Genomic DNA, 23,388 nt, shown 5'->3' with positions numbered 1-23,388 from the left:
CCGTGCCACCATCTTCCGGACGGTGACTGGTGATACGAGATCAAGACGAGACGGCCGAACAGCAGGGTGCGGCGCCTCCACGGGAGGCGGGCGCCCCTGATGTGCTGGCAGCCGGCACCGCCCCGGGACCGACCGCGGGGACCGCGCAGCCGCAGGGGCCGCGGCCGGCGGATCAGGGGAAGCAGCAACGGACGCCGGCGACGGCTTCCGCTACCGAAAAGGCGAGCACGATCGAGAAGGCCGAACGACCCGAGGCGTCCGCGAGGCCGGGCCGGCCCGCGGCGCCCGAGCCACCCGAGCGGCAGGAGCCCGAGCGGCGGACCACGGAGAGCGACCAGGGCGACCAGCCGCCGGACGAGCCCCCGCTGGAGCACCACAAGACCGCCGACGGCGCGCCCCGCACCGGTGCGCGCCGCCCCGAGGGCGTCCCCCAGGACACCGGCGAGTTCCACGTCGACCGGCTCGCGGTGGACGAGCCGCTGCTGCCCGCGCGGGTGCACCGCCCCGCCGACCTGCTGCGGCTGCTGCTCGGCATCGCCGGGATCGCGCTGGTGCTGGCGCTGGCGACGTTCGCGCACGGCACCACCCAGGGCCTGAAGAACGACATCGGGCAGAGTGCCGGGGCGGCGCCGCCGCTGCTGATCAACCTCGCGGGGCTGGCGTCCAGCGTCCTGGTGCTGATCGTGCCGGTGGCCTACGCCGTGGAGCGCCTGATCAAACGGGACGGGCTGCGGATCGCGGACGGCGTGCTGGCCGCCGTGCTGGCGCACGGGGTGTCACTCGCCACCGACCTGTGGGTGGCCGAGGGCGCCCCCGCCTCGATCCGCAGCGCGCTCACCCAGCCGCTGGCCAACGGGGCGCTCTCCCCGCCGGTGCACAGTTATCTGGCGCCGGTGATCGCCTATATGACGGCGGTGGGGATGTCCCGGCGGCCCCGTTGGCGGGTGGCGATGTGGTGCGTCCTGTTGCTGGACGCGTTCGCGGTGCTCATCGGGCGGTACACCACCCCGTTCGCGATCGTGGTGACCGTCCTCATCGGCTGGACCGTCGCCTTCGGCACGCTCTACGCCGTGGGCTCCCCCAACGTCCGCCCCACCGGCCAGAACCTCCTCGCGGGCCTGCGCCGGGTCGGCTTCCGGCCGGTCAGCGCGATGCGCGCGGAGGACACCAACAACCCCGAGCACGCCGACCGGGGCCGCCGCTACCTCGTCACCCTGGAGGACGGCCCGCCCATCGACGTCACGGTCGTCGACCGCGAGCAGCAGGCGCAGGGCTTCTTCTACCGGGTGTGGCGGCGGCTGTCGCTGCGCGGGATCAACCAGCGCCGCAGTCTGCAGTCGCTGCGCCAGGCCCTGGAGCAGGAGGCGCTGCTGGCCTACGCGGCGATCGCGGCCGGGGCCAACGCCCCCAAGCTGATCGCCACCTCCGAGCTGGGCCCCGACGCGGTGATGCTGGTCTACGAGCACATCGGCGGCCGCAGCTTCGACGCGCTGGCCGACGAGGAGATCACCGACGAGCTGATGCACAGCGCCTGGCGCCAGGTGGCCGCGCTCCAGTCGCGCCGGATCGCGCACCGGCGGCTGGTCGGGGACGCCCTGCTGGTGGATCGTTCCGGCAACATCGTGCTGACCGACCTGCGCGGCGGCGAGATCGCGGCCGGCGACGTGGTGCTGCGGATGGACATCGCCCAACTGCTCGCCACCTGCGGGCTGCGGGTCGGTGCCGAGCGGGCGGTCGCCGCGGCCGTCGAGGTGCTCGGCCCGGACGCGGTGGCCGACAGCCTGCCGCTGCTCCAGCCGATCGCGCTCAGCCGCACCACCCGGGCCACCCTGCGCCATCTGGCCAGGGAGCGGGCAAAGCGGGAGCGGGAGGCGGTGCTGGCCGCGTCGCAGGCCGCGAAGGAGGCGCGGGAGGCCCGGGAGGCCAACCGCCCCCAGGACCGCAAGGCGCAGCGGGCGGTGCGGAACGCCGAGAAGACCGCCGAGAAGCGGGCCCTGGAGGAGGCGTCGGAGGAGGCGCTGGAGGAGGATCTGCTCGCCCAGATCCGCCGGCAGGTCCTGCTGATCCGGCCGACCGCGGTGATCGAACCGGCGAAACTGGAGCGGCTGAGCCCCCGCATCCTGATCAGCTGGATCGCCGGCGCGTTCGCGGCGTATCTGCTGCTGTCGCAGCTCACCAACTTCAACCTCGGCGATGTGATCAACCAGGCCCGGTGGGTGTGGGTGCTGGTCGCGGCGTTCTTCTCGGGACTGACGTACGTCGCGGCGGCGATGAGCCTGCTGGGGTTCGTCACCGAGAAGGTCTCCTTCCTGCGGACGCTGCTCGCGCAGGTCGCGGGCGACTTCGTGAAGCTGGTGGCGCCCACGGCGATCGGCGGGGTGGCGCTGAACACCCGCTTCCTCCAGCGGGCCGGGGTGCGCCCCGGCCTGGCGGTGGCGAGCGTCGGCGCGTCCCAGCTGTTCGGGCTGGGCAGCCACATCCTGCTGCTGCTGGTGTTCGGCTATCTGACGGGCACCGAGCACGCCCCGCAGATCTCGCCGTCCCGGACGGTCATCGCCGGTCTGCTGACGGTGGCGGTGCTGGTTCTGGTCGTCACCGCGGTCCCGGCGCTGCGGAACTTCGTGGTGACCCGGATCCGGTCGTTGTTCGCCGGTGTGGTGCCGCGGATGCTGGACATCCTCCAGCGGCCGCGGAAGCTGGTCACCGGCATCGGCGGGATGCTGCTGCTGACGGGGGCGAACGTGATGTGCCTGGACGCCTCGATCCGGGCGTTCGGCGGCGGCGACCAGATCAGCTACGCCGGTATCGCGGTGGCCTTCCTGGCGGGCAACGCGCTGGGCTCGGCGGCGCCGACACCGGGCGGCGTGGGCGCCGTGGAAGGCGCCCTGATCACCGCGCTGACCTTCGGCGGACTGCCGGCCGAGACGGCGCTGCCGGCGGTGCTGCTGTTCCGGCTGATGGTCTTCTGGCTCCCGGTGCTGCCGGGCTGGATGGCCTTCAACTTGCTGAGCCGCAAGGGCGAGATCTGACACCGGCCCCGCGCCAGCGACGCCGGCATGCGTGAAGGCGCCGGTCCGTACGTCACGGACCGGCGCCTTCAGGCTTCAGGGGGCGGCTGCGCCGCCTCAGTACACCGGCTTCTCCGGTTCGACGGTGTTGACCCAGCCGATCACGCCGCCGCCGACGTGCACCGCGTCGGCGAAGCCCGCGGACTTCAGGACCGCGAGGACCTCGGCGGAGCGGACGCCGGTCTTGCAGTGCAGGACGATCTTCTTGTCCTGCGGGAGGTCCTGGAGGGCGGTGCCCATCAGGAACTCGTTCTTGGGGATCAGGCGGGCGCCGGGGATCGAGACGATCTCGAACTCGTTGGGCTCCCGGACGTCGATGATGTCGATCTTCTCGTCGTTGTCGATCCACTCCTTGAGCTGCCGCGGAGTGATCGTCGAACCGGCCGCCGCCTCCTGGGCCTCCTCGGAGACCACGCCGCAGAACGCCTCGTAGTCGATGAGCTCGGTGACGGTGGGGTGCTCGCCGCAGACCGCGCAGTCGGGGTCCTTGCGGACCTTGACCTGACGGTACGTCATCTCCAGTGCGTCGTAGATCATCAGGCGGCCGACCAGCGGCTCGCCGATGCCGGCGAGCAGCTTGATGGCCTCGTTGACCTGGATGGAGCCGATGGAGGCGCACAGCACACCGAGGACGCCGCCCTCGGCGCAGGACGGGACCATGCCCGGCGGCGGGGGCTCCGGGTACAGGCAGCGGTAGCAGGGGCCGTGCTCGCTCCAGAACACCGACGCCTGGCCGTCGAAGCGGTAGATGGAACCCCAGACGTACGGCTTGTTCAGCAGCACGCAGGCGTCGTTGACGAGGTAGCGGGTGGCGAAGTTGTCGGTGCCGTCGACGATCAGGTCGTACTGGGCGAAGAGCTCCATGACATTGGTGGAGTCCAGGCGCTCTTCGTGGAGGTTGACCGTGACGTACGGGTTGATGCCCAGCACCGTGTCCTTGGCGGAGGCCGCCTTGGAACGGCCGATGTCGGCCTGGCTGTGGATGATCTGGCGCTGCAGGTTCGACTCGTCGACCTCGTCGAACTCCACGATGCCCAGGGTGCCGACGCCGGCCGCGGCCAGGTACATCAGCGCGGGCGAACCCAGGCCGCCGGCGCCGACACACAGCACCTTGGCGTTCTTCAGCCGCTTCTGCCCGTCCATCCCGACGTCGGGGATGATCAGGTGGCGGGAGTACCTGCGGACCTCGTCGACGGTGAGCTCCGGAGCGGGCTCGACCAGGGGTGGCAGCGACACGGGGACTCCGTTGATCGGTCTCGATGGGCTTCCCCCGCTCCGGCCGGAACCGGGAACGGCGGAGAGGGTTCTCCCCGTAACACTGCCACGCCCTTCTTCATTCCGAGACACCCGGTCCGATGTGCGAGACGAAATCGTCCCAGTGACCGGGCAGCGACTTCCCGGCACCGGCGGACCGCCGGGCGGCGGGCCACCGCGCCCGATCCGTGCGTCCCAGTATGCGGACACCCGTCTCACGGACACGGGCGGCGGTCGGGAGGGAGGCGCTCAGATGCGGCACGCGGCCTCCATCCAGATGTCGGCGAGGGACTCCTCCAGGCCGATCCGCGGCCGCCAGCCGAGCCGGTCGCGGGCGGTGCGGACGTCGGCCTGCTGCCAGGTGCCGCAGCCGTCCGGATACGGGTAGGCGGTGGGCGGCGCGGCCCCCGTGTGCCCCTCGGAGGACGGGGCCGGGATCACCAACCGGGCGGGCGGGGAGTCGAGTTCGTGCAGCGAGCCGCCGAACCCGGCGACCCGGGCGAGCACCGACGCGGCCTCCCGCAGCCGCACCGCGCGCCCGGTCCCGATGTTGACCACGCCCTGGGCGGCGGACAGCGAGGCGGCGTGCACCGCCCTGGCCACGTCCCGGACGTCGACGAAGTCCCGCTGGACGCCCAGACCGCCCAGCTTGAGCTCGTTGTCCCCGGACTGCATCGCGCGCCGCATCGCCTCGGCGAGCCGCCCCAGCGGCGACCCGGCCGGGGTGCCCGGCCCGACCGGCGAGAAGACCCGCAGCACCACGGCGTCCAGCCCGGAGCCGAGCACCAGCTCGGTGGCGGCCAGCTTGCTGACGCCGTACGGGCCCCCGGGGCGCGGCACCGCGTCCTCGGCGGTGGACGAGCCGGGCTGCGAGGGCCCGTACTCGGAGGCGCAGCCGAGGTGCACCAGGCGGGCGCCGCAGCCGCTGCGGCGCAGCGACTCGCAGATGGTGGCGACCGCGACGGTGTTGTGCCGGGTCAGCTCCCGGGCGCCGCCGCGGGTGGTGCCCGCGCAGTTGACGACCACACCGGGGTGCACCGCGTCCAGGAAGCGGGTGAGCGCCCCGGGGCTGCCGGTGGCCAGGTCGAAGCGGACGTCGGCGTCGTCTCCCCGGCCGAGGGCGGTGAGCTGGACGGCGGGGTCGGCGAGCAGGCGGTCGGCGACATAGCGGCCGAGGTACCCGTTGGCGCCGATGAGCAGCACCCTCATCGTGCGGCCCCCCTGCGCGCGTGCGGTGTGATCGGGTGGAAGTTCATCGTGGTTCCTCCGTGGATACCCCCGCGCTCACGCGGGGTACGAGCGGTGCGCCCGCTCGGCGAAAGCCAAGTTGGCCGGGCCCACCGCCGGGCTGGCGGAAAGTCAGGTCTGTGGAGCTGGTGCAAGACCGGTGGACGGCACACCGCCCCTTGCCGTTGATGCGGGTCGGCGACAGGCCGTGAAGCAGAAAGGTCAACCCGCGAGGGAAGAATCCCCCTGCCTCGGCTGAGGGAGAGGCCAAGGGTCGACTCCTCATGGCGATCGAGGGGAGCGTGCCGGTGGGTTTCGTCTCGGCCGGCACACCTCTCCCACGTCGGTGGGCCCGGGCTGGTGCGCGCAGGCGTCGGTGAGCGCCCGCAGGCCCCGGACGAGGAGGCACAGCGCGGCGGCCGCGCAGGCGACGGCGGGGACCGCCGCCGGTCCGGCGACCGTGACCAGCACCTCCACCGGCCTGCCGAGCGGCGCCAGCCGGGGGAACCGGGCGGCCAGGACGAGGGCCAGCGCCACCGCCTCCAGGGCCGCGGCGCTCCCCAGCCCGACCGCGGCGGCCGCCGGGAAGCCGTGGACCGCGAGCAGCCGGGCGAGGAAGAGCAGCACCGCCAGGGCGGCCGCCGCCGGGATCGCGCAGCGGCCGCCGGGGCTCCCCGTGCGGCCGAGGAGGAGGTGGGCGCCGGTGGCCAGCGCCGCCGCGGCGACCAGGAAGAGCAGCGTCGCGGCGATGAGCAACGGCCGTACCCGGGAGGCGAGTTCGGCTAGGCCGCGGCTGGCGGCCACCCGGTGCCGGGCGCGCCGGGCGAACCAGTGGGCGCAGCCGGCCGCCGGGGCGAGCGCACAGGCCAGGGCCACGGCGGTGGCGACCGCCGGCCGCGGGAGCGGGCCGGGCACGTCGGGCCCGCCGGAGAGGAGTTGCGCCAGCAGCCAGTCACCGAGGACCGCGTACGCCACCGTCCAGAAGGCCGCCGTCGCCGCCGTACGGGAACCGGGGCCGCGCCACAGCCGCAGCGGCCCGTGCCGGAGGGCCAACCGCAGCGCGAGAACGGTCAGCAGCAGCCCGGCCGCGTCAACCGCCCGGAGAGCACGGGGGGTTGGCGCCAGGACCGCGACGTGGGCCGCGACCGTGGCCAGGCCGAGGGCGCCGGGGAGCAGCTGCACCGCGCCGCGGGCGGCCCGGGAACGGGCGCCGGGCGCGGGGCCCGGTGGTTCCGGTTCCGGATCCGGTTCGGCGGCGTCGGCCGGCTCCTCCGGCGTACGGTGCTCCGGGTCGTCGGCGCGCGGGACGCGGGCGTAGAGCTCCTCCGCCAGGGAGAAGACGTCGCGATGCCGGAAGCGGGCGGCGGCGCGGTCGGTGACGCCGTGCGCCTCCAGGCCGGCGGCGATCTCCAGCGGGTCCACCGCCCGTTCGCACAAGTCACGGTGACGGTGCATCAGAATCTTTACGGGGTCGGCCGGGCCGTGCCGGCGGACCGGCCTGGCGGGCGGGACCGCGGTGCCGCTCTCGGGGGCGGTCATGCGCGGCCCCCTCTCCCCCGGCCCCGGGGACAGCCGCCGTCGGCACAGCGGCCGTGGAGAGGCGGCCGACGGCCGGTGCGGGGGACCCGCCCGATCCGCGGACGGCCGCCCGTCCACCCCCTGGCCCAACTCCCCTCGTGTGCCACATCCGCCATCCCCGTCACCAGGGCCGCGCCCACCACACCCATGGCACAGAGCACGTCCAGCACGGCAGTCACCACTGTCGTCTCCCTCACCCTCACCGCACCTGCCCGGCGGCCGTTTCGTCGGCCGCCCCGTACCGTGTGCGCCGGTCCCGATCGGCCGGCCCGTCCGCCCGTTCGGCGCGGGCCCAGCTGGGGGTGCGGCCGGCGCCGGCCGGGACCGGCCCGCCGGACACCCGGCGCTCGGCGGGCCGGGCGAAGAGCCGCGGGCCCCCGCCCCCGGCCGCCATGCCGCCGCGCCCGGCCGGCGCGTCCGGCGTCTGCGCGATCAGCTCCAGGTAGATGCCACGAAATGCCGCGATGTTCTGCTCGACGGTGAAGAGTTCGAGGGCCCGGGCGCGGGCCGCGGCGCCCAACCGGGCGCGCCGCTCGGGGTCGGTGAGCAGCGCCCGGCAGGCGTCGGCCAGCGCGCGCGGGTTGCGCGGCGGGACCACCAGGCCGGTGCCGCCGATCACCTCGCAGACCGCGCCGGTGTCGGTGGAGACCGTGGCGCGGCCGCAGAACATCGCCTCCACCAGGGAGCGCGGGAACCCCTCCACCGCGCTGGAGAGCACCACCACCGCCGCGGAGGCGAGGACGTCCGCCGCGCTGGGCGCGGCCGGGCCGCCGATCTCCTCGAAGCTGACCGGGTTCTCCCCGGCGGTTCGGGTGTCGGCGGCCTCGTCGGGGAAGAGCTGGGCGGCCAGCGCCCGGCACTGGGCGTGGTAGGCGGCGGCCTCCGGGTCGTCGCCGGGGCCGCCGACGATCCGGAGGGTGGCGGCGGGGACGTCCCTGCGCAGGGCGGCGAAGGCGTGCAGCAGCCCGACGAGGTCCTTGTCCGGGGCGATGGCGCCGGTCCACACCAGGGTCACGGAGTCGTCCGGCGCGGCGTCCGGGACCGCCTCGAAGGGGCCCGCGTCCATGCCCGGGTGGACCGTGCGCAACCGGGCCGGGTCCGCGCCGCAGCGCTCCTGCCAGCGGCGGGCCCGGGCACCGCCGGCGGTGATCAGCGCGGCCCGGGCGTAGGTCTCGGCGGCCAGGGCGCGGTGGAAGGCGGCGAGCAGGGCGCGGACGGGCGCGGGGCGCGGCACGGCGGGATGGGCGAGATAGCGCTCGCGCAGTCGCACGTCGTGCTCGGTGACCAGCAGCGGGATACCGAAGAAGCGTTTGGCCAGCAGCCCCGGGAGGGCGGCGGTGCCGGCCGCGACGGCGTGGCAGAGGTCGACCCCGGCGAGCCCGGCGTCGCCGTACCAGTCCAGGGACAGCGGACGCAGCGCCGGTTCCAGCTCCGCGGCGGCCGCCAACAGGTCGGCGACCTGCGCGCCGCGGACGGCGGACGGCGCGCCGGGGCCGTGGCAGACCGCCTCCAGGGCGCGGACGGCCTCCTCGGAGCGGAGCAGGGCGGGCAGCGGGGCGCCGTCGCGGGCGAGGTCGGCGAGCCCGTAGAGACCACTGGCGAAACGGTCCGCCTGTCCGTCCGCGGTGGCCTCGGCGGCGGCCGCGCGCTCCCCGGCCGGCAGCGTCGCGCAGGCCGCGACCAGCTCGCCGAAGTGCTCGGCGAAGCGCCGCCGGGCCCGGCGGCCGCCGGCCCGCCGAAGCGCCCCCGGGGCCTCGCCCCACAGCGGCGCCCGGCCCGCCAGCCGGGCGTTGACCGGCAGCGCCACGGGGCCGCGGGCGTCCTGGCGGGGGTCGGTGGTCAGGGCGTGGAGCGCGAAGTCGTGGCCGGCGAGCCCGCGTACGAGGCGGTCGCACCAGCCGTGCGTCTCACCGGACGCGTAGGGATAGCCACCCTCGGTGAGCAGTCCAATGCGCACGACGGCACCCCCGTCCTCCCATATCGGCGTCCTGGCGCGGCACGACCCCCGCCACCTGCAGGAAGAAGCTACGCAAAGGGGCAGGTCGCGCGATGGACGGTTGTCCATCGCGCCACCGGAAGGGGTGAACACGCGCGACTTTCCACCCCTCGGGGCGTTTCGACGCGCTATGGGGCCGTTGGGCGGGGGTGGTCCGGCCGCCCGGCGGCGGCCCTCAGGGCCCGCTCACCCGGCGCGACCTGCGGATCGGCGCCGGGCGCCGCGCCGCCCCGGCTCAGTGCCCGGTCGGATAGGGCCAGGAGTTGGGCCGGCAGGTGACGCCGTCCGTGGTGAGGAACTTGGTCTGCTGCATCATCACCGGCGCCAGTGCGCCCTGGCGCGAGCAGACCTCGTGGTTGTGGCCGAGCCGGTGCCCGACCTCGTGGTTGATCAGCATCTGTCGGTAGGCCAGCATCTTGTCGGGGCCGTAGGTCCTGGCCCCCTGCGCCCACCGGTAGGCGTTGATCATCACGCGCTGGGTGGCCGCCGAGTCGCAGGAGACGTTGTCCTCGGTGGTGTCCAGGCCGGACTTGGCGCACCACTTGGCGGTGGTCCCGGGGCTGGCCAGCGAGATGACGAAGTCCGCGGCGCCGGAGCCCACCCGCTGGAAGGTCCGCTGCCCGCCGTGCGCCCAACTCCGGTCGTCGTTGAGGGTCTTGTGGACCGCCTCGGCGAACAGCGCGCCGTCCAGCGGCAGTCCCTCCTCGACGTCCACCCGATAGCGCAGCACCTTGCCGTGGCCGGGCGCCTCGGCGTCGCCGCCGACGGGCCGGAAGCGGCCGCTGGCGGTCAACTGCGGGTCGAGCGGGAAGACTTCGGCCATCTGCGTGGCGTAGTCGGCGGGCTTGGCGTCCTGGCCGCTCCGCGTCTGCGAGCGCGACGCCTGGTCGGTGCCGCCGTCGGTCCGGTCGTCGCCGCTGCGGGCCTGCGGTCCGCCGTCGGCCCGGTGCTGGTCGGCGACCTGGCCCGCGATGACGACGGCGAGGGCGGTGGTCACCGCCGCGGCCGCCGCACCCGTGAGGGTCCGCGCCCGGTGCCCCTTGCGGGCGCCCCGCGCCCCGGGCCCGGCCGCCTCGCGGTCACCGGCCCCTTCCTCGACGTCGGCCGGGAACCCGTCGGCCCCGCCCGCGGGCCGACGGGTTGCGAAGGCCCCTCCGGAGGCACCGTCGAGGAGACCCGCGGCGCCGTCGTCCGGGAAGCCTGCCGGGGAAGCGGCAGCGCCCCGCGGGGCCGACCGGTCCGCCCCGGCGCCGGGCCCGTTCCCGTCGAAGTTCCCGTCGAACGCCTCCAGATACTCCCGGCGCGGCCCCGGGTCGTCCGCCGGCGAGACCATCGGCACGCCGGACGCGGGCGTACCGAACGCGGGCGTACCGGCGGCCGGAGCACCGGTCGGGGTGCCGAAGGGCGGCGTGCCGCCGGAAGCGGGTGCACCGGGCTCGGCGGCCCTGGGGCGGGGGACCCTCGGCGCGGGCGCCGAGGGCTCGCCCGACGGCGGGACCGCGCCCCAGGCGCCGCCCGGCTCGTGCTGTTCGGGATGGCCGCCGCGGACCGCTCCGCCGCCCTCCGGGACGGCGGTCCCGGCGGGCCCGGTCATCCGGCGGCGGCGCCCCGTCCCCGGGGTCCGCGGCGTGCTTCCGGTGGCCCCGGCTGCTTCGGGGGCCGGGCGCTGCGGCCCGCCCCGGCGGCTGTGTCGTCCCACGGGGCCGTCAGCTCCCGGCCCCGGCCGGCCGGGCCGCGACGGAGCCGACCAGGTCACGGACGGCCCGGGCCACTGCCTCGGGATACTCCATCATCGCCACGTGCCCCGCCTCCGGAAGTGTCAGCAGCCGCGAGCCGCGGAACGCCGCGGCCGCCCGCCGTGCCATCCGGACGGAGACCAGGCGGTCGCGTCCACCGTAGACGAGAAGCGTGGGCGCCAGGACGCGTTCGGCCTGACGCCACAGACCGTGCTGGCCGCCGAGGGTGTAGGCGCCCACCACGCCGCGCGCCGAACGCTCCATCACCTCCCAGAAATACGGGAGTTCGAGCCGTCGGGCGTACTCCTCCACGGCGGACTCGAAGCCCTTGGGGGTGACCCGGGCCGGGTCGCCGTAGCAGAGCGCCAGCACCTCGCGGGTGCGCTGCTCGGGCGTCCAGTCGCGGGTGAGCCGGCCGAACAGCCGGGCCACGCCGGGGACCGCGAGCAGCGCGGTGGGCACCGCCGTCCGCTGCGGGCGGAGTTCGGGCAGCGCGGGCGAGATCAGGGTGAGGGTGCGGACCAGGTCCGGGCGCAGCGCGGCGACCCGGGTGGCGGTCGCGCCGCCCATGGAATTGCCGAGGAGGTGGACGGGGCCGCGGCCGGCCGCGTCGAGGTGCCGGATGACCGCGCGGGCCTGTGCGGAGACCGAGTAGTTGCCGTCGTCGGGCGGCGGCGACTCGCCGAAGCCGGGGAGGTCGACCGCCTCGCCGGCCAGCCGGTCGGCGAGCAGCGGCATCAGTGCCGACCAGTTGCGGGACGAGCCGCCCAGACCGTGGACGTAGAGCGCCGGTTCGCGGTCCCTCCCGGGGCCGCCGGCCGGTTCCGCGGCGGGGCTGCGGACCGCCATCGTCAGCCGCGGCGGCGAGCCCAGCGACACCCAGTCGACCACCTCGTCCACGGAGTCCGCGGCGCCGGGTCCGGCCGGCGGCACCGGGAGAGCGGCGGCGGTCGCAGTGTCCGGCGGCTCGGTCGAAGACATGCTGTCGATGTTACGAGACGATCACGCCCCCGATTGTGTGTTCGCGGTCACACACCGCATCGCGCTGCCGCAACCGCTCTCCTAGGCTCGTAGCTAGGGCGGCCGCCCACGGCGGGCCACGGCCCCGGAAAGCATCGGAAAGGGAGCCATCATGCGCGTCGACCCGACAGACCCCGACACCTTCGAGGAAGCAGCCGAAGCCCCGGCCGCCGGCCCGTTCGACGTGGAAGCGCCGGAGGCCGACGCCGCCGAGCAGCACGCCGACCTCGCGCCGCAGCGCGACGACACGATGACCGGCGGCGACTTCTCGGCCAATGAGGCGGACCGCGCCGAACAGGCCCGGGTCGTCGAGCTCAACGAAGACGAATACCGATGACCTGGGACGTTATGTCGGCTTCGGCAAGCGGTGCGGGGCAGAATTTCTCGCCGCGGACCGCGCACAGCCCCGTTACCCAAAAGTACGATGACGGCCGCGGTGCACCATCCTGTACGGCCCGCGAACGGAACGATCACTGGGAGGCAGCGTGAGCGCCATCGAGCAGACCGAGGCGGCGCGCCCGCGGGGCACACGCCTGCCACGCCGAGCCAGGCGCAACCAGCTCCTGGGCGCGGCCCAGGAGGTCTTCGTCGCGCAGGGCTACCACGCGGCCGCGATGGACGACATCGCCGAGCGGGCGGGCGTCAGCAAGCCGGTGCTCTATCAGCACTTCCCCGGCAAGCTGGAGCTCTACCTCGCCCTGCTCGACCAGCACTGCGAGGCGCTGCTGCATTCGGTGCGCACGGCGCTGGAGTCGACCACCGACAACAAGCAGCGGGTCGCGGCCACCATGGACGCCTACTTCGCCTACGTGGAGGACCCGGGCGGCGCCTTCCGGCTGGTCTTCGAGTCGGACCTGACCAACGAGCCGGCCGTCCGCGAGCGGGTGGACAAGGTGTCGCTGGAGTGCGCCGAGGCGATAAGCGCGGTGATCGCCGAGGACACCGGGCTCTCGCGCGACGAGTCGATGCTGCTGGCCGTGGGCCTGGGCGGGGTCTCCCAGGTGGTGGCGCGGTACTGGCTGTCCTCGGAGAGCGAGGTGCCGCGGGACACCGCGGTGCAGCTGCTGACCTCGCTCGCCTGGAAGGGCATCGCAGGATTCCCCCTGCACGGCAGCGACACACACTGAGCGTGTTCGCTGCTGGCGTGGTCGGTGACGTCCTGTCCGTCCCCGTACCGGGCTAATGTTTGCTGCGTACCGCGCGCCTGGCCGCGCACCCTCCCCCAGCCGACGCTGGGGGACCCGGATCATCGGAGGGACAGAAGCCGTGGAGGTCAAGATCGGCGTGCAGCACACGCCCCGCGAGATCGTTCTGGAGAGCGGGCAGTCCGCCGAGGAGGTCGAGCGCGCGGTGAGCGAGGCGCTGACCGGCAAGGCGGAGCTGCTGAGCCTCGTGGACGAGCACGGTCGCAAGATCCTCGTCGCGGCGGACCGGCTGGCCTACGTGGAGATCGGCGAGCCGAGCATCCGCCGGGTCGGCTTCGGCGCGACCTGAGCGGCCCGTCGGCGCATCGGCGCCGGCACCGAGATCGACACAGGGCGGCGGCCCCGGGAACTTCCCCCGGGCCGCCGCCCTGTTGTGTTGCGTCGTCTGCCTCGTCAGAGCCCGGAGGCCGGAGCCCCGGCGCCGGTTCCGGCGGGGCAACGGAATTCCGTCGTCCGAATTCCCTTGCCCGGCGGCCGGGCGAGGGCGCACGCTGACCGGACAAGCGGGCCCCGCCGGAGGGTTGCTGCCGGCGGCCCCTGGGTACGACCGCCTACGACCGATTTGTTTGTTTGATCGGCCTCGTCACGCGGGAGGGAACAGCATGATCTGGGAAGCGCTCGGCGCCGTGATCGTCGGATTCGCCATCGCCCTGTCCGCACGGCGCCGGCTGCCCGAGCGGTTCCCCGACCACACCCTGACGCTGGCCACGGGCCCGGTCGCGGCGCTGCTCGGCGCGCTGCTGACCCGCTCGATCCTGGGTCCCGGCCATCCGGTCCAGGTGATGGTCGCCGCGTTCGCCGTGAGCGCCGCCCTGCTCTCGGTGCTGGTCCGCCCGCCGCGCCGCCGCGTCCGCCGCCCGGCCGCCCCGCTGAAGGGCCACCGGACGGCCTGACCGTCCGGCGTCAGGCCGCCAGGCCCAGCGCCGCCATCCGCTTGGTGTGCGCCTCGGTGATCCGGGAGAACATCCGGCCGACCTCGGCCAGGTCGAAGCCGTCGGCCAGCCCGCCGACCAGCATCGTGGAGAGCGCGTCGCGGTCCGCGACCACCCGCTGGGCCTGCGAGAGCGCCTCGCCCATCAGCCGGCGGGCCCACAGCGCCAGCCGTCCGCCGACCCGCGGCTCGGCCTCGATGGCCGCCCGGACCTTCTCCACCGCGAAGGTGGCGTGGCCGGTGTCGTCCAGCACCGCGAGCACCAGGTCGCGGGTGTCGGAGTCCAGCCGGACCGCGACCTCGCGGTAGAAGTCACTGGCGATCGAGTCGCCGACGTACGCCTTGACCAGGCCCTCCAGCCAGTCCGACGGCGCGGTCTGGCGGTGGAACTCGTCCAGCGCCGCGGCGAACGGCTCCATCGCCTCGTTGGGCTCCGCCTCGATCTCGGCGAGCCGGTCCCGCAGCCGCTCGAAGTGGTGGAATTCGGCCGAGGCCATTTTGGCCAGTTCGGCCTTGTCGTCCATGGTGGGGGCGAGCTTGGCGTCCTCCGCCAGCCGCTCGAAGGCGGACAGCTCGCCGTACGCGAGGGCGCCGAGCAGATCGATCACAGCGGCCCGGTACTGCGGGTCGGCGGATGCCCGATCCCAGTCCTGGGCGGCGATTCCGGTGTGTTCCTGGGCGTCGGCAGCGGCGTTGTCAGGCGTCTCCATGACCGCACAATAGCCCGCCCGAGGGGCCACGGAAGGCCCTGGTCAGCCACGGCCCGCTCACCCGTCGGTGTGATCGCCGGGAGCGGTGCGGCGCGCCGTGATGAATTCCTCACTCATACACGCCTTCGGATTCGCACGCGACATCCGGGGTACAGTGCTAAAGGACCCGCCGAGTATCGGTGGGTCGTTCCACGAAAGCGGATGCCCGGTCGGTGGCCCGATCGGCTCCAACCGACCGCCCTCCCCCGCGGCGCGTACGAGACATACGCACAGCAGGAGGGACACCGCTCGCGGCGGGAGTGCCTGAGCGACGGCAGTGGTCCCGCGCCCGTCCGGCCCGTCAGGCCGGCGCCGTACGAACCCGTACGAAGGCGCGGTACGACCCCCTTCGCCGCCTCCCACCGCGTCTCACAGAAGAGGCAAGATTCTGTCTACGACGTTCCGAGAGCTCGGGATTTTCCCCGAGACCGCCGAGGCCCTGGAAGCCGTCGGCATCGTCCACCCCTTTCCCATCCAGGAGCTGACGCTCCCCGTCGCCCTCTCCGGCAACGACGTCATCGGCCAGGCCAAGACCGGCACCGGCAAGACGCTCGGCTTCGGCCTGCCGCTGCTGGAGCGGGTCACCGTACCCGCCGACGTCGAGGCCGGCCGGGCCACGCCCGAGCAGCTGACCGAGGCGCCGCAGGCCCTCGTGGTCGTGCCCACCCGTGAGCTGTGCCAGCAGGTCACCAACGACCTGCTGACCGCCGGCAAGGTGCGCAACGTCCGGGTCCTGGCGATCTACGGCGGCCGGGCCTACGAGCCGCAGGTCGAGGCGCTGAAGAAGGGCGTCGACGTGGTCGTCGGCACGCCCGGCCGGCTGCTCGACCTCGCGGGCCAGAAGAAGCTCAGCCTGGCCCGGGTGCGCACCCTCGTCCTGGACGAGGCCGACGAGATGCTCGACCTGGGCTTCCTGCCCGACGTCGAGAAGATCATCCAGCTGTTGCCGGCCAAGCGCCAGACCATGCTGTTCTCGGCGACCATGCCCGGCCAGGTCATCTCGCTGGCCCGCCGCTACATGTCGCAGCCGACGCACATCCGCGCCACCGCCCCGGACGACCAGGGCGCGACGGTCGCCAACATCACCCAGCACGTCTACCGTGCGCACTCCATGGACAAGCCGGAGATGGTGGCCCGCATCCTCCAGGCGGAGGGCCGCGCGCTGGCGATGGTGTTCTGCCGGACCAAGCGGACCGCCGCCGACATCTCCGACCAGCTGACCCGGCGCGGTTTCGCGGCCGGCGCGGTCCACGGCGACCTCGGCCAGGGCGCCCGCGAGCAGGCACTGCGCGCCTTCCGCAACGGCAAGGTCGACGTCCTGGTCTGCACCGACGTCGCCGCCCGCGGTATCGACGTCGAGGGCGTCACGCACGTCATCAACTACCAGTCGCCCGAGGACGAGAAGACCTATCTGCACCGCATCGGCCGCACCGGCCGGGCGGGCGCCAAGGGCACCGCGGTCACCCTCGTCGACTGGGACGACATCCCGCGCTGGAAGCTGATCAACAAGGCGCTGGAGCTGCCGTTCGACGAGCCGGAGGAGACCTACTCCACCTCGCCGCACCTCTACGAGCAGCTCCACATCCCCGAGGGCACCAAGGGCGTGCTGCCGCGCGCCGAGCGGACCCGCGCGGGGCTGGCCGCCGAGGAGGTCGAGGACCTCGGCGAGACCGGTGGCCGCGGTCGCGGCCGGCGCTCGGGCCGGCCCGAGCAGGAGTCCCGGGAGGAGTCCCGGCGGACCCGGACGCCGCGCCAGCGGCGCCGGACGCGGGGCGGCTCCCCGGTGGAGGCGCAGGCCGGCGCGGACGCGCCGGAAGCGGCGGTGGAGGCGGCCGAGGGCACCGAGGCCGCCACCGCGCCGCGGACCCCCCGGCGCCGGCGCCGCACCCGGAGCGCGGTGGCCACGGCCGCCGGTGAGGCCGCGGTGGCCGAGGCGGTCGCCGAGGCCGCAACGGTGCCGGCCCCCGCGGCCGGTCCGGACGCCGAGGCCGCCGAGGCCCCGGCCGCCAAGCCCCGCCGGCGCCGCACCCGTAGCGCCGCCCAGGCCGCGACGGACGCCGTGGAAGCCGTGGAGACCGTGGCCGCGGACGTGACCGAGGCCGCGCCCGCGGCCGAGGCCGCCGTGGCGACGGCCGAGGGCACCGAGGCGCCGGCCAAGCCGAAGCGCACCCGGACCCGTAAGGCGGCCGCCGCCAAGCCCGCGGCCGACACCCCGGCCGAGCCCGCGGCGGAGGCCGCCGTGGCGACCGCCGAGGGCGCGGACGCCGCCCCGGCGAAGCCCAAGCGGACCCGTAAGGCGGCAGCAGCCAAGACCACCGCCGCCAAGACCGCTGCCACCAAGGCCGCCAAGGCCGAGGCCGCCGACGGGGAGGCCCCCGAGGCTCCCGCCAAGCCGAAGCGGACGCGGAAGACGGCCGCCGCCAAGGCCGCCGAGGCCGCCCCCGCGGAGGCGGCGGACGCCGCGGAGAAGCCCAAGCGCACCCGCAAGCGCGTCGCCAAGAAGCCCGGTGCAGGCACCGGCTCCACCGGAGCGGCTGAGGTCGCGCCCGTCGTTGCCGAGGCACCGACCGGGAGCTGAACCGGCATCCGGTCCGGCCCGACGGCAGTCGACGACCCGGCCCCGCCTCGTGCGGGCGCCGGGTCGCCGGCGTTCCGGGCCCTCCCTCCCGCCCCCGGCCCACGTAGGCCCTCCCGTAAGGGAATTCCCCGGCCGTCCCGATAGCCTCGCCCCATGAGCAGGCCGCCCACCCTCCTACTGCCGCCGTGCGCCCGTGCGTACCGGCTCGACACCGAGCGCGGCGGGTTCGCCGTGCACGACGCCCGGCCCGACGGCGCCCCGATCGGCACCGCCCTCCTCGTCCCCGGCTTCACCGGCAGCAAGGAGGACTTCATCGCCCTGCTGGCGCCGCTCGCCGCGGCCGGGTTCCGGGCGGTCGCGGTGGACGGCCGCGGACAGCACGAGACCCCCGGCCCGCGCGACCAACGGGCTTACGCACAGCCGGAGTTGGCGCTGGACGTACTGGCCCAGGCGCGGGCCCTGGTGGAGCCGGGCGACGGTCCGCTGCACCTGCTGGGGCACTCCCTCGGCGGGCTGGTCACCCGGGCCGCGGTGCTGCGCGATCCGGCGCCGTTCCGTTCGCTGACCGCGCTCAGCTCCGGGCCGGCCGCCCTCGACCCGTCCCAGCAGCACCGGGTGCGGATGCTGATCGACGCGCTCGGCACGATGAGCATGGCGCGGGTGTGGGAGGCGATGCGGACGCTGGATCCCCCGGAGGCGGCGGACGACGCGGTGTCCCCGGAGATCGCCGGGTTCCTGCGGCAGCGCTGGCTGAACACCGTCCCCGAGCAACTGATCGCCACCGGGGGGCAGATGCTGGCGGAGCCGGACCGGGTCGCCGAGCTGGCAGGCACCGGCCTGCCGGTCCACGTCGTCTCCGGGACGGTCGACTACGCCTGGCCGCTGCCGCTGATGGACGCGATGGCCCGCCGGCTGTCGGCCCGGCGCACGGTCGTCGAGGGCGCCGGGCACTCCCCCAACGCCGAGCGCCCGCACAAGACCGCCGAGGCCCTGGCCGGCTTCTGGAGCGACGTCGGCTGACCCGGGCCCGCGGCCGCCCGGAGGGCCGGGCGGCGGCGCCGGCTAGAAGCGCCCCTGGATGTGGTCCCAGAAGCCGTCGCGCAGCACCCGGCGCAGATCGGCGTGGCCGCGCAGCGAGTGCCGCAGCAGCGCCTCCGCGGCGGTGAGCAGCTCCTGGTCGACGCCGCCGGGCAGATACGGGTGGCCGGGCAGCAGATCGGCCACCCAGGCCGGGCCGCGCTCCGACAGCCACTGGCCGGCGATCCGCGCCCCCACGAAGCGGACCTCCTCGCGGGTCGGCACCGGCCCCTCCCCGCTGCCGGGCTCGGCCCCCTCGCCGGCCGCCCGCCGGGTGACGTACGGCTTGCAGAAGTCCAGGTCGAAGGTGCGCGCGCTGTCCACCTCCCACATCAGCGGCTCGGCCTGGTTGCGGCCGGCGGGGGCCTCGATGCCCCACAGGTGGACCCGGGCGCCGTAGCCCTGGGCCGCCTCCACGGCGGAGACCAGGTCCTCGTCGCCGCCGATCAGGACGGCGTCGGTGATCGCCCGGTGCCGGGCCAGCGACTCCAGGTCGGTGCGGATCAGCGAGTCGACGCCCTTCTGCTGGTTGTGGGCGTTGAGGTTGCCGAGCCGGACCTTGACGTCGGGAAGCTCGGCGATCCGCTGCTGCTCCTGGGTGTGGATCCGGCGGCGGGCGCCGTCGTACCAGTAGACCCGCAGCAGCCGGCTGTCCGGGAAGATCGTCCGCGCCTTGTCGATGAACGCCTCGATGAGTGCCTCGGCGTCCAGCTCGAACGCCCTGCGGTCCTCCGTGCCGGCGACCAGCCGCCCGGTGGCGGCGTAGACGTATCCGGCGTCGGCGAAGACGGCGTGGGTGGAGGGCGTGGTGGCGACCTCCGCCAGGACCCTGGTGAGCAGCTCGTTGGTGCGCTCGATGCCGGCGGCGAGCGCCGCGAGGTCGGTGGTGCCCGGGGGCGGGAGGTCGTTCATTGCGGGGTCCATTGTTCCGGCGGGCGTGCGGCCGGCACAAGCAGAAGGGTTTCTCGCACCGGTTCCGAGGGCGTCCGCGCACCGGTATTGCTTAGACCATGCAAAAATTTCCTTAGCGTAGGGAATCATTTCAGCTGTAGGCTCGTTGTGCCCTACGGAACGCCCGGCAACGAAGCCGGGCGGATCCCTGTCAAAGAAGTTCTCCTCAGGAGGATCAGACGAAGGGAGAAGCCCTTATGCGCTTCGAGATCATGCGCCTGGACGATGTCGACGGCACCGCCGTGGACAGCACCGTCGTGGACGCCGCCTCCGTCAACCAGATCGTGCAGCAGGCCGCCGCCATAGGGCAGCGCATCTACATCCGCCCGGCCGACGCCGCTGCCGTCAGCTGATAGCGACACCACCGACCGCGCCCGGACGACGACGTGACGAAGACGACGTAGCACGACGCGCGAACGCCCCCGTACGGAACGGCCGTACGGGGGCGTTGTCGTGCCGGGAGCCGCTCAGCTGCTCTGGATCACCTGCGTCACACCGTTGATGATCTGCTGCACGGCGAGCGCGGAGAGCATCATCCCGGCCAGCCGGGTCACCAGGACCACCCCGCCGTCCTTGATCACGCGGATGATCACCAGCGAGAACCGCATCACCAGGTAGAGCACCACATGGATCGCCGCGATCGCCGACCACACCGCGACCTGGGACGCGACGTCCTGCGCGTGCTGCACCGCGAGGATCACCGAGACGATGGCGCCCGGCCCGGCCAGCAGCGGCATGCCCAGCGGCACCAGGGCCACATTGACGTCCTTGGTCTGGGTCGGCTCCTCGGACTTGCCGGTCAGCAGGTCCAGCGCCACCAGCAGGAGCAGCAGCCCGCCGGCGATCATCAGCGCGGGCGTGGAGATGTGCAGACGCCCCAGGATCTGCTTGCCGAAGAGGCCGAAGACGGCGATCACGCAGAACGCGACGGTGGCGGCCTGCCAGGCCATCCGGCGCTGCACCTTGGCCGGCCGGCCGGAGGTCAGGGCGAGGAAGATCGGGGTGATGCCCGGGGGGTCCATGATCACGAAAAGAGTGACAAAGAGGGTACTGAAGACGGCGACGTCGAACACAGTGCTGGCCTTGCGGTGGTACGGACGAAGGGGGGAAAGCGCACGGGACCGGACGCGGCACGGCCGGGCCGGCCCGTGGGAGGAGAAGGGGGAAGGGGGAGAAGGGGGAAGGCGTGCCGGGGCGCGCCCCGTTCACGGGAGCGCGCAGTACGGCGGGCGGCCGCGCGGCCGGTGCCTCGGGCTCAGCCGCCCGCGCCGGGGACGGGGAAGGCGCCGGTGGCCCGGCGGGTGATCTCCCCGTAGATCTCGGGGTCGGTGGTGCAGTCGCCGAGGCGACAGGTCTTGCGGCTGCCGTGGTAGTCGCTGGAGCCAGTGGTCAGCAGCCCGAGGTCGGCGGCGAGCCCGCGCAGCCGGGTGCGGGTCGCGGCGTCGTGGTCCATGTGGTCGACCTCGATGCCGTCGAGGCCGGCCGCGGCCAGCTCGGCTATCGCGCTCTCCGGGACGCAGGTGCCGCGCTTGACGGCGAGCGGGTGGGCGAAGACCGCGACCCCGCCGGCCGCCTTGACCAGCCGGATCGCGTCGAACGGATCGAGCTCGTGTTTCTCCGCGTAGGCCCGGCCGTCGTTGGCCAGCCACTCGGTGGTGAACGCGTCGGAGACCGAGCCGATCACGCCCAGCTCGACCATGGCGGTGGCGAGGTGCGGCCGCCCCACGGCGCCGTCGCCGGCGATCCGCGCCACCTGCTCCCAGGTGATCGGAACACCCAGCTCGCGCAGCTTGCCGACCATCGCCCGGGCGCGCGGCACCCGGTCGTCCCGGACCAGCTCCCGCTCGCGGGCGAGCTCCGGCTCGTCGGGATCGAAGAGGTAGGCCAGCATGTGCAGGCTGACACCGTCGAGCCGGCAGGACAGCTCGGCGCCGGTGACCAGCGTCAGCCCCTCGGGCAGCGCGGCCCGCGCCTCGGCGTGGCCGCCGACGGTGTCGTGGTCGGTCAGCGCGACGACGTCCAGCCCGGCAGCGGCGGCGTTGCGCACCAGCTCGGTGGGGGTGTCCGTGCCGTCGGATGCCGTGGAGTGGGTGTGCAGATCGATACGCACGGCACGGACTCCAGACTGCTGCGGGACGGACACGGCGGCGGCCCCGGCGGGGCGGCACCGCACCGCGGGGCACCGTAAGGACTACAGGGCACTTCCACGGACTACAGGAAGGATACCGGGCGCCCGAACATGCGCCCGCCGGACGCCGTCCCGAGCCCTGGGAAGCGCGGCCGCACCGCCCTCCTCAGCTGAGGATCCTCGGCGAGAGCGCCCCGCAGGGCAGCAGGTCCACCTCGGCGCCGGCCTCCCGCAGGTCGGTCAGCACCAGCTCGTCGTACATCAGCAGCCCGGACTGCTCGGGCCAGGCGATCGCCCACAGCCACAGCCCGCGGGCCTCACCGGCGAAGACCGCACGATCGGCCGGGGCGCCATGCACCTGCCACATGGGGGTCGGACGGCCGGCGGCCAACACCTTGGCGTTGGGCGGCCGGTCGACGCGGAGGTGCGGGCCGGGGTCGGGGCCGTCGATACCGGCATAGCGGGCACCGAGCCCGACGCCCAGTTCCTCGGCGACCAGCAGCAGCTCACCGGGGCCGCCGAGGGGGCCGGGGCCGGAGCAGGCGACGGCGGTCGCCCGGCCGCCGCCGCGGTCGTCACCTGCGCAGGCCACGCCGGTGAACAGCCAGCCGACCGGCAGCGGCCAGGGCATCCAGACCGGCACCTGCGCGCGGTGCACCACGACGCCCAGCGCCTCGACGCTCGGCGGGACGACGGGCTGGAGCGGGTGCACGGTGCCGTGAGCGGCGCACTGCCAGGTATCGGAAAAGAGACCGGGCGCCCGCACCCGGCCTCCGCACTTTGGGCAACTGGGTTCGCCCCTCATAAGGACCAACGGTCCTCCGTGGCCGCCGTCCCGTCAAGGACGATCACTCGACCGGTGTGCCCCTAATCACGTACCCGGCCGCACACTTGGCCGATTCCCGGCATCGCGCCGAATGCCCCCGAAAAAACTAGTTGCAGCGCACACCCATATGCCCTCGGGTGAGGGTCGGAACGCCTCCGCCGGGCACCGCCGGACGCCGACCCCGCGCCGAGGAGTCGGCACACCGGCACTCGACCGAGAACGGGGCCCGGCCTTCACCAACTCCCGAGCAGCGCAGGGGATCTGCAAAGAATCCGCAAGGAATCTGACGCCCCGTCCTCCTGGCCGGCGGGCGGAGTGCAAGGGCCGAGCCGTGCCGCGCCGTCCGGTCAGTCCAGCGCCACGCCCCCGCGCACCGGATCGCGCAGATCGGTGCCCCGCTCCAGCCAGCGCGCCTGCAGCGCCTCGGCGCCGTGCACCCGCTTCCAGGCGGCCTCGTTCGGCGTCATCGGCAGCAGCGGCAGGAACCGCACCGGGTCCGCGGTCCCGCCCGTCGCCCGGCCACCGCCCCTCATCGAGCCGCCGCGCGGCACCGCCTCCCCCAGGTCCAGGTCCTCGACGAGGCCGCCCGACGCCGCCACCAGCACCGAGGTGAACGGCGCCCCCGGCCACAGCGGCCCGCCCACGTCCAGCGACGCCCCGGGCGCCACGATCACGCCCTCCACCTGCGGCGACGCGGCGAGGACGGCGAGCGGGCGGAGCACCTTGTCGGTATCCGCGCGACCGGCCCGTACGGAGAGCAGCAGTTCGGCCCGCGGGCCGCGGAGCGGGTCGGCGACCACCGCGGTGGGGTCGGCCATGGGCTGGGCGGACATCCCGAGGGTGACGTAGCGGAGCACATCGCCGTCGACGAAGCGCAGCACCTCGATGCGGTCGGTGCCGAGGAAGGTGACGGCGGCTCGCGCGTCGGGCTCGCCCAGCGCCGTGCGCAACCGGGCCTCGACCAGCTCAAGAACGTCAGACATGGGCCGAGCATAGGTGCCGCGTCGGGCCCGTCCGCCTGCGCCCCGGAAGTGCGCGCGGTCGGCGCCCCGGTGTGCGCTTCG

Annotated in this window: 20 protein-coding genes; 8 read left to right on the top strand and 12 right to left on the bottom strand. The window is 74.4% G+C overall.

Translation table 11 applies throughout. The features are described from left to right. The first annotated feature begins 29 nt into the window (after window positions 1-29). Window positions 30-3,029 (top strand): lysylphosphatidylglycerol synthase transmembrane domain-containing protein, encoded by a 3,000-nt coding sequence (locus K2224_RS12010; RefSeq protein ID WP_221906556.1) that lies wholly within the window; start codon window positions 30-32, stop codon window positions 3,027-3,029. 96 nt (window positions 3,030-3,125) lie between these two features. Here K2224_RS12010 and moeZ read toward each other — a convergent pair whose 3' ends face one another. The 6 genes from moeZ to K2224_RS11980 all read right to left on the bottom strand — a co-directional run bounded on the left by moeZ (window position 3,126) and on the right by K2224_RS11980 (window position 11,840). Continuing rightward, complete coding sequence (moeZ, locus tag K2224_RS12005; protein ID WP_221906555.1) at window positions 3,126-4,304, bottom strand: adenylyltransferase/sulfurtransferase MoeZ; 1,179 nt, start codon at window positions 4,302-4,304, stop codon at window positions 3,126-3,128. 267 nt (window positions 4,305-4,571) lie between these two features. Then, window positions 4,572-5,531: an NAD(P)-dependent oxidoreductase gene (locus K2224_RS12000; RefSeq protein WP_221906554.1), complete on the bottom strand. Its 960-nt coding sequence runs from the start codon at window positions 5,529-5,531 to the stop codon at window positions 4,572-4,574. Window positions 5,532-5,831: 300 nt separating this feature from the next. Continuing rightward, window positions 5,832-7,088 (bottom strand): hypothetical protein, encoded by a 1,257-nt coding sequence (locus K2224_RS11995; RefSeq protein ID WP_221906553.1) that lies wholly within the window; start codon window positions 7,086-7,088, stop codon window positions 5,832-5,834. A 238-nt stretch (window positions 7,089-7,326) separates the two neighbouring features. Next, a complete protein-coding gene (locus tag K2224_RS11990) occupies window positions 7,327-9,084 on the bottom strand; it encodes a DUF3492 domain-containing protein (RefSeq protein WP_221906552.1) in 1,758 nt (585 codons plus the stop codon). Window positions 9,085-9,358: 274 nt separating this feature from the next. Further along, on the bottom strand, window positions 9,359-10,717 hold the full coding sequence (locus K2224_RS11985; RefSeq protein ID WP_221906551.1) for a DUF3152 domain-containing protein: 1,359 nt from the start codon (window positions 10,715-10,717) through the stop codon (window positions 9,359-9,361). A gap of 112 nt (window positions 10,718-10,829) precedes the next feature. Beyond that, entirely contained in the window at window positions 10,830-11,840 is a 1,011-nt protein-coding gene (locus tag K2224_RS11980) for an alpha/beta fold hydrolase (protein WP_221906550.1), read from the bottom strand. A 151-nt stretch (window positions 11,841-11,991) separates the two neighbouring features. On the opposite strand from K2224_RS11980, the gene K2224_RS11975 reads away from it, so the two are divergent. From K2224_RS11975 to K2224_RS11960, 4 genes are all read left to right on the top strand, one after another. After that, on the top strand, window positions 11,992-12,216 hold the full coding sequence (locus K2224_RS11975; protein WP_221906549.1) for a hypothetical protein: 225 nt from the start codon (window positions 11,992-11,994) through the stop codon (window positions 12,214-12,216). Between the two features lie 148 nt (window positions 12,217-12,364). Then, window positions 12,365-13,006, top strand: a complete 642-nt coding sequence (locus tag K2224_RS11970) for a TetR/AcrR family transcriptional regulator (RefSeq protein ID WP_221906548.1) — start codon at window positions 12,365-12,367, stop codon at window positions 13,004-13,006. A 139-nt stretch (window positions 13,007-13,145) separates the two neighbouring features. After that, a complete protein-coding gene (locus tag K2224_RS11965; RefSeq protein WP_221906547.1) occupies window positions 13,146-13,373 on the top strand; it encodes a DUF3107 domain-containing protein in 228 nt (75 codons plus the stop codon). A gap of 313 nt (window positions 13,374-13,686) precedes the next feature. Continuing rightward, window positions 13,687-13,977 carry a hypothetical protein gene (locus K2224_RS11960; protein ID WP_221906546.1) on the top strand — a complete coding sequence of 97 codons (291 nt, stop codon included), beginning with the start codon at window positions 13,687-13,689 and terminating at the stop codon, window positions 13,975-13,977. 10 nt (window positions 13,978-13,987) lie between these two features. Here K2224_RS11960 and K2224_RS11955 read toward each other — a convergent pair whose 3' ends face one another. Next, a complete protein-coding gene (locus tag K2224_RS11955) occupies window positions 13,988-14,725 on the bottom strand; it encodes a ferritin-like fold-containing protein (protein WP_221906545.1) in 738 nt (245 codons plus the stop codon). Window positions 14,726-15,041: 316 nt separating this feature from the next. Between K2224_RS11955 and K2224_RS11950 the strand changes: the two genes are divergently transcribed. Next, the gene (locus K2224_RS11950) at window positions 15,042-17,342 is read left to right on the top strand and encodes a DEAD/DEAH box helicase (protein ID WP_221906544.1); all 2,301 of its coding nucleotides are present in this window, start codon (window positions 15,042-15,044) and stop codon (window positions 17,340-17,342) included. Between the two features lie 153 nt (window positions 17,343-17,495). Continuing rightward, window positions 17,496-18,362, top strand: coding sequence for an alpha/beta fold hydrolase (locus K2224_RS11945; RefSeq protein WP_221906543.1), 867 nt, complete (start codon window positions 17,496-17,498; stop codon window positions 18,360-18,362). Window positions 18,363-18,404: 42 nt separating this feature from the next. On the opposite strand, the gene K2224_RS11940 is transcribed toward K2224_RS11945, so the two are convergent. After that, on the bottom strand, window positions 18,405-19,331 hold the full coding sequence (locus K2224_RS11940) for an NYN domain-containing protein (RefSeq protein WP_221906542.1): 927 nt from the start codon (window positions 19,329-19,331) through the stop codon (window positions 18,405-18,407). A 236-nt stretch (window positions 19,332-19,567) separates the two neighbouring features. Here K2224_RS11940 and K2224_RS11935 point away from each other — a divergent pair, with 236 nt between their 5' ends. Next, window positions 19,568-19,723, top strand: coding sequence for a hypothetical protein (locus tag K2224_RS11935; RefSeq protein WP_221906541.1), 156 nt, complete (start codon window positions 19,568-19,570; stop codon window positions 19,721-19,723). A gap of 114 nt (window positions 19,724-19,837) precedes the next feature. Here the strand turns inward: K2224_RS11935 and K2224_RS11930 are convergent, their stop codons facing one another. The 4 genes from K2224_RS11930 to K2224_RS11915 all read right to left on the bottom strand — a co-directional run bounded on the left by K2224_RS11930 (window position 19,838) and on the right by K2224_RS11915 (window position 23,307). Then, window positions 19,838-20,443 carry a MarC family protein gene (locus K2224_RS11930; RefSeq protein WP_221906540.1) on the bottom strand — a complete coding sequence of 202 codons (606 nt, stop codon included), beginning with the start codon at window positions 20,441-20,443 and terminating at the stop codon, window positions 19,838-19,840. 182 nt (window positions 20,444-20,625) lie between these two features. Beyond that, complete coding sequence (locus K2224_RS11925) at window positions 20,626-21,480, bottom strand: PHP domain-containing protein (RefSeq protein WP_221906539.1); 855 nt, start codon at window positions 21,478-21,480, stop codon at window positions 20,626-20,628. Window positions 21,481-21,664: 184 nt separating this feature from the next. After that, window positions 21,665-22,303: a DUF6758 family protein gene (locus K2224_RS11920; protein ID WP_221906538.1), complete on the bottom strand. Its 639-nt coding sequence runs from the start codon at window positions 22,301-22,303 to the stop codon at window positions 21,665-21,667. A gap of 368 nt (window positions 22,304-22,671) precedes the next feature. Then, a complete protein-coding gene (locus tag K2224_RS11915) occupies window positions 22,672-23,307 on the bottom strand; it encodes a suppressor of fused domain protein (RefSeq protein ID WP_221906537.1) in 636 nt (211 codons plus the stop codon). Window positions 23,308-23,388 lie beyond the last annotated feature (81 nt).

The organism is Streptomyces sp. BHT-5-2 (assembly GCF_019774615.1).
Classification (GTDB): domain Bacteria; phylum Actinomycetota; class Actinomycetes; order Streptomycetales; family Streptomycetaceae; genus Streptomyces.
Note: the sequence above shows the minus strand (reverse complement) of the source record. Positions and strands in the feature narration are given on the sequence as shown.

Excerpts from the sequence above, each read along its gene's own strand:
- K2224_RS12000 (WP_221906554.1), bottom strand. The coding sequence starts at position 5,531 with ATGAGGGTGCTGCTCATCGGCGCCAACGGGTACCTCGGCCGCTATGTC.
- K2224_RS11995 (WP_221906553.1), bottom strand. The coding sequence starts at position 7,088 with ATGACCGCCCCCGAGAGCGGCACCGCGGTCCCGCCCGCCAGGCCGGTC.
- K2224_RS11985 (WP_221906551.1), bottom strand. The coding sequence starts at position 10,717 with ATGACCGGGCCCGCCGGGACCGCCGTCCCGGAGGGCGGCGGAGCGGTC.
- K2224_RS11980 (WP_221906550.1), bottom strand. The coding sequence starts at position 11,840 with ATGTCTTCGACCGAGCCGCCGGACACTGCGACCGCCGCCGCTCTCCCG.
- K2224_RS11975 (WP_221906549.1), top strand. The coding sequence starts at position 11,992 with ATGCGCGTCGACCCGACAGACCCCGACACCTTCGAGGAAGCAGCCGAA.
- K2224_RS11960 (WP_221906546.1), top strand. The coding sequence starts at position 13,687 with ATGATCTGGGAAGCGCTCGGCGCCGTGATCGTCGGATTCGCCATCGCC.
- K2224_RS11955 (WP_221906545.1), bottom strand. The coding sequence starts at position 14,725 with ATGGAGACGCCTGACAACGCCGCTGCCGACGCCCAGGAACACACCGGA.
- K2224_RS11945 (WP_221906543.1), top strand. The coding sequence starts at position 17,496 with ATGAGCAGGCCGCCCACCCTCCTACTGCCGCCGTGCGCCCGTGCGTAC.
- K2224_RS11940 (WP_221906542.1), bottom strand. The coding sequence starts at position 19,331 with ATGAACGACCTCCCGCCCCCGGGCACCACCGACCTCGCGGCGCTCGCC.
- K2224_RS11935 (WP_221906541.1), top strand. The coding sequence starts at position 19,568 with ATGCGCTTCGAGATCATGCGCCTGGACGATGTCGACGGCACCGCCGTG.
- K2224_RS11920 (WP_221906538.1), bottom strand. The coding sequence starts at position 22,303 with ATGAGGGGCGAACCCAGTTGCCCAAAGTGCGGAGGCCGGGTGCGGGCG.
- K2224_RS11915 (WP_221906537.1), bottom strand. The coding sequence starts at position 23,307 with ATGTCTGACGTTCTTGAGCTGGTCGAGGCCCGGTTGCGCACGGCGCTG.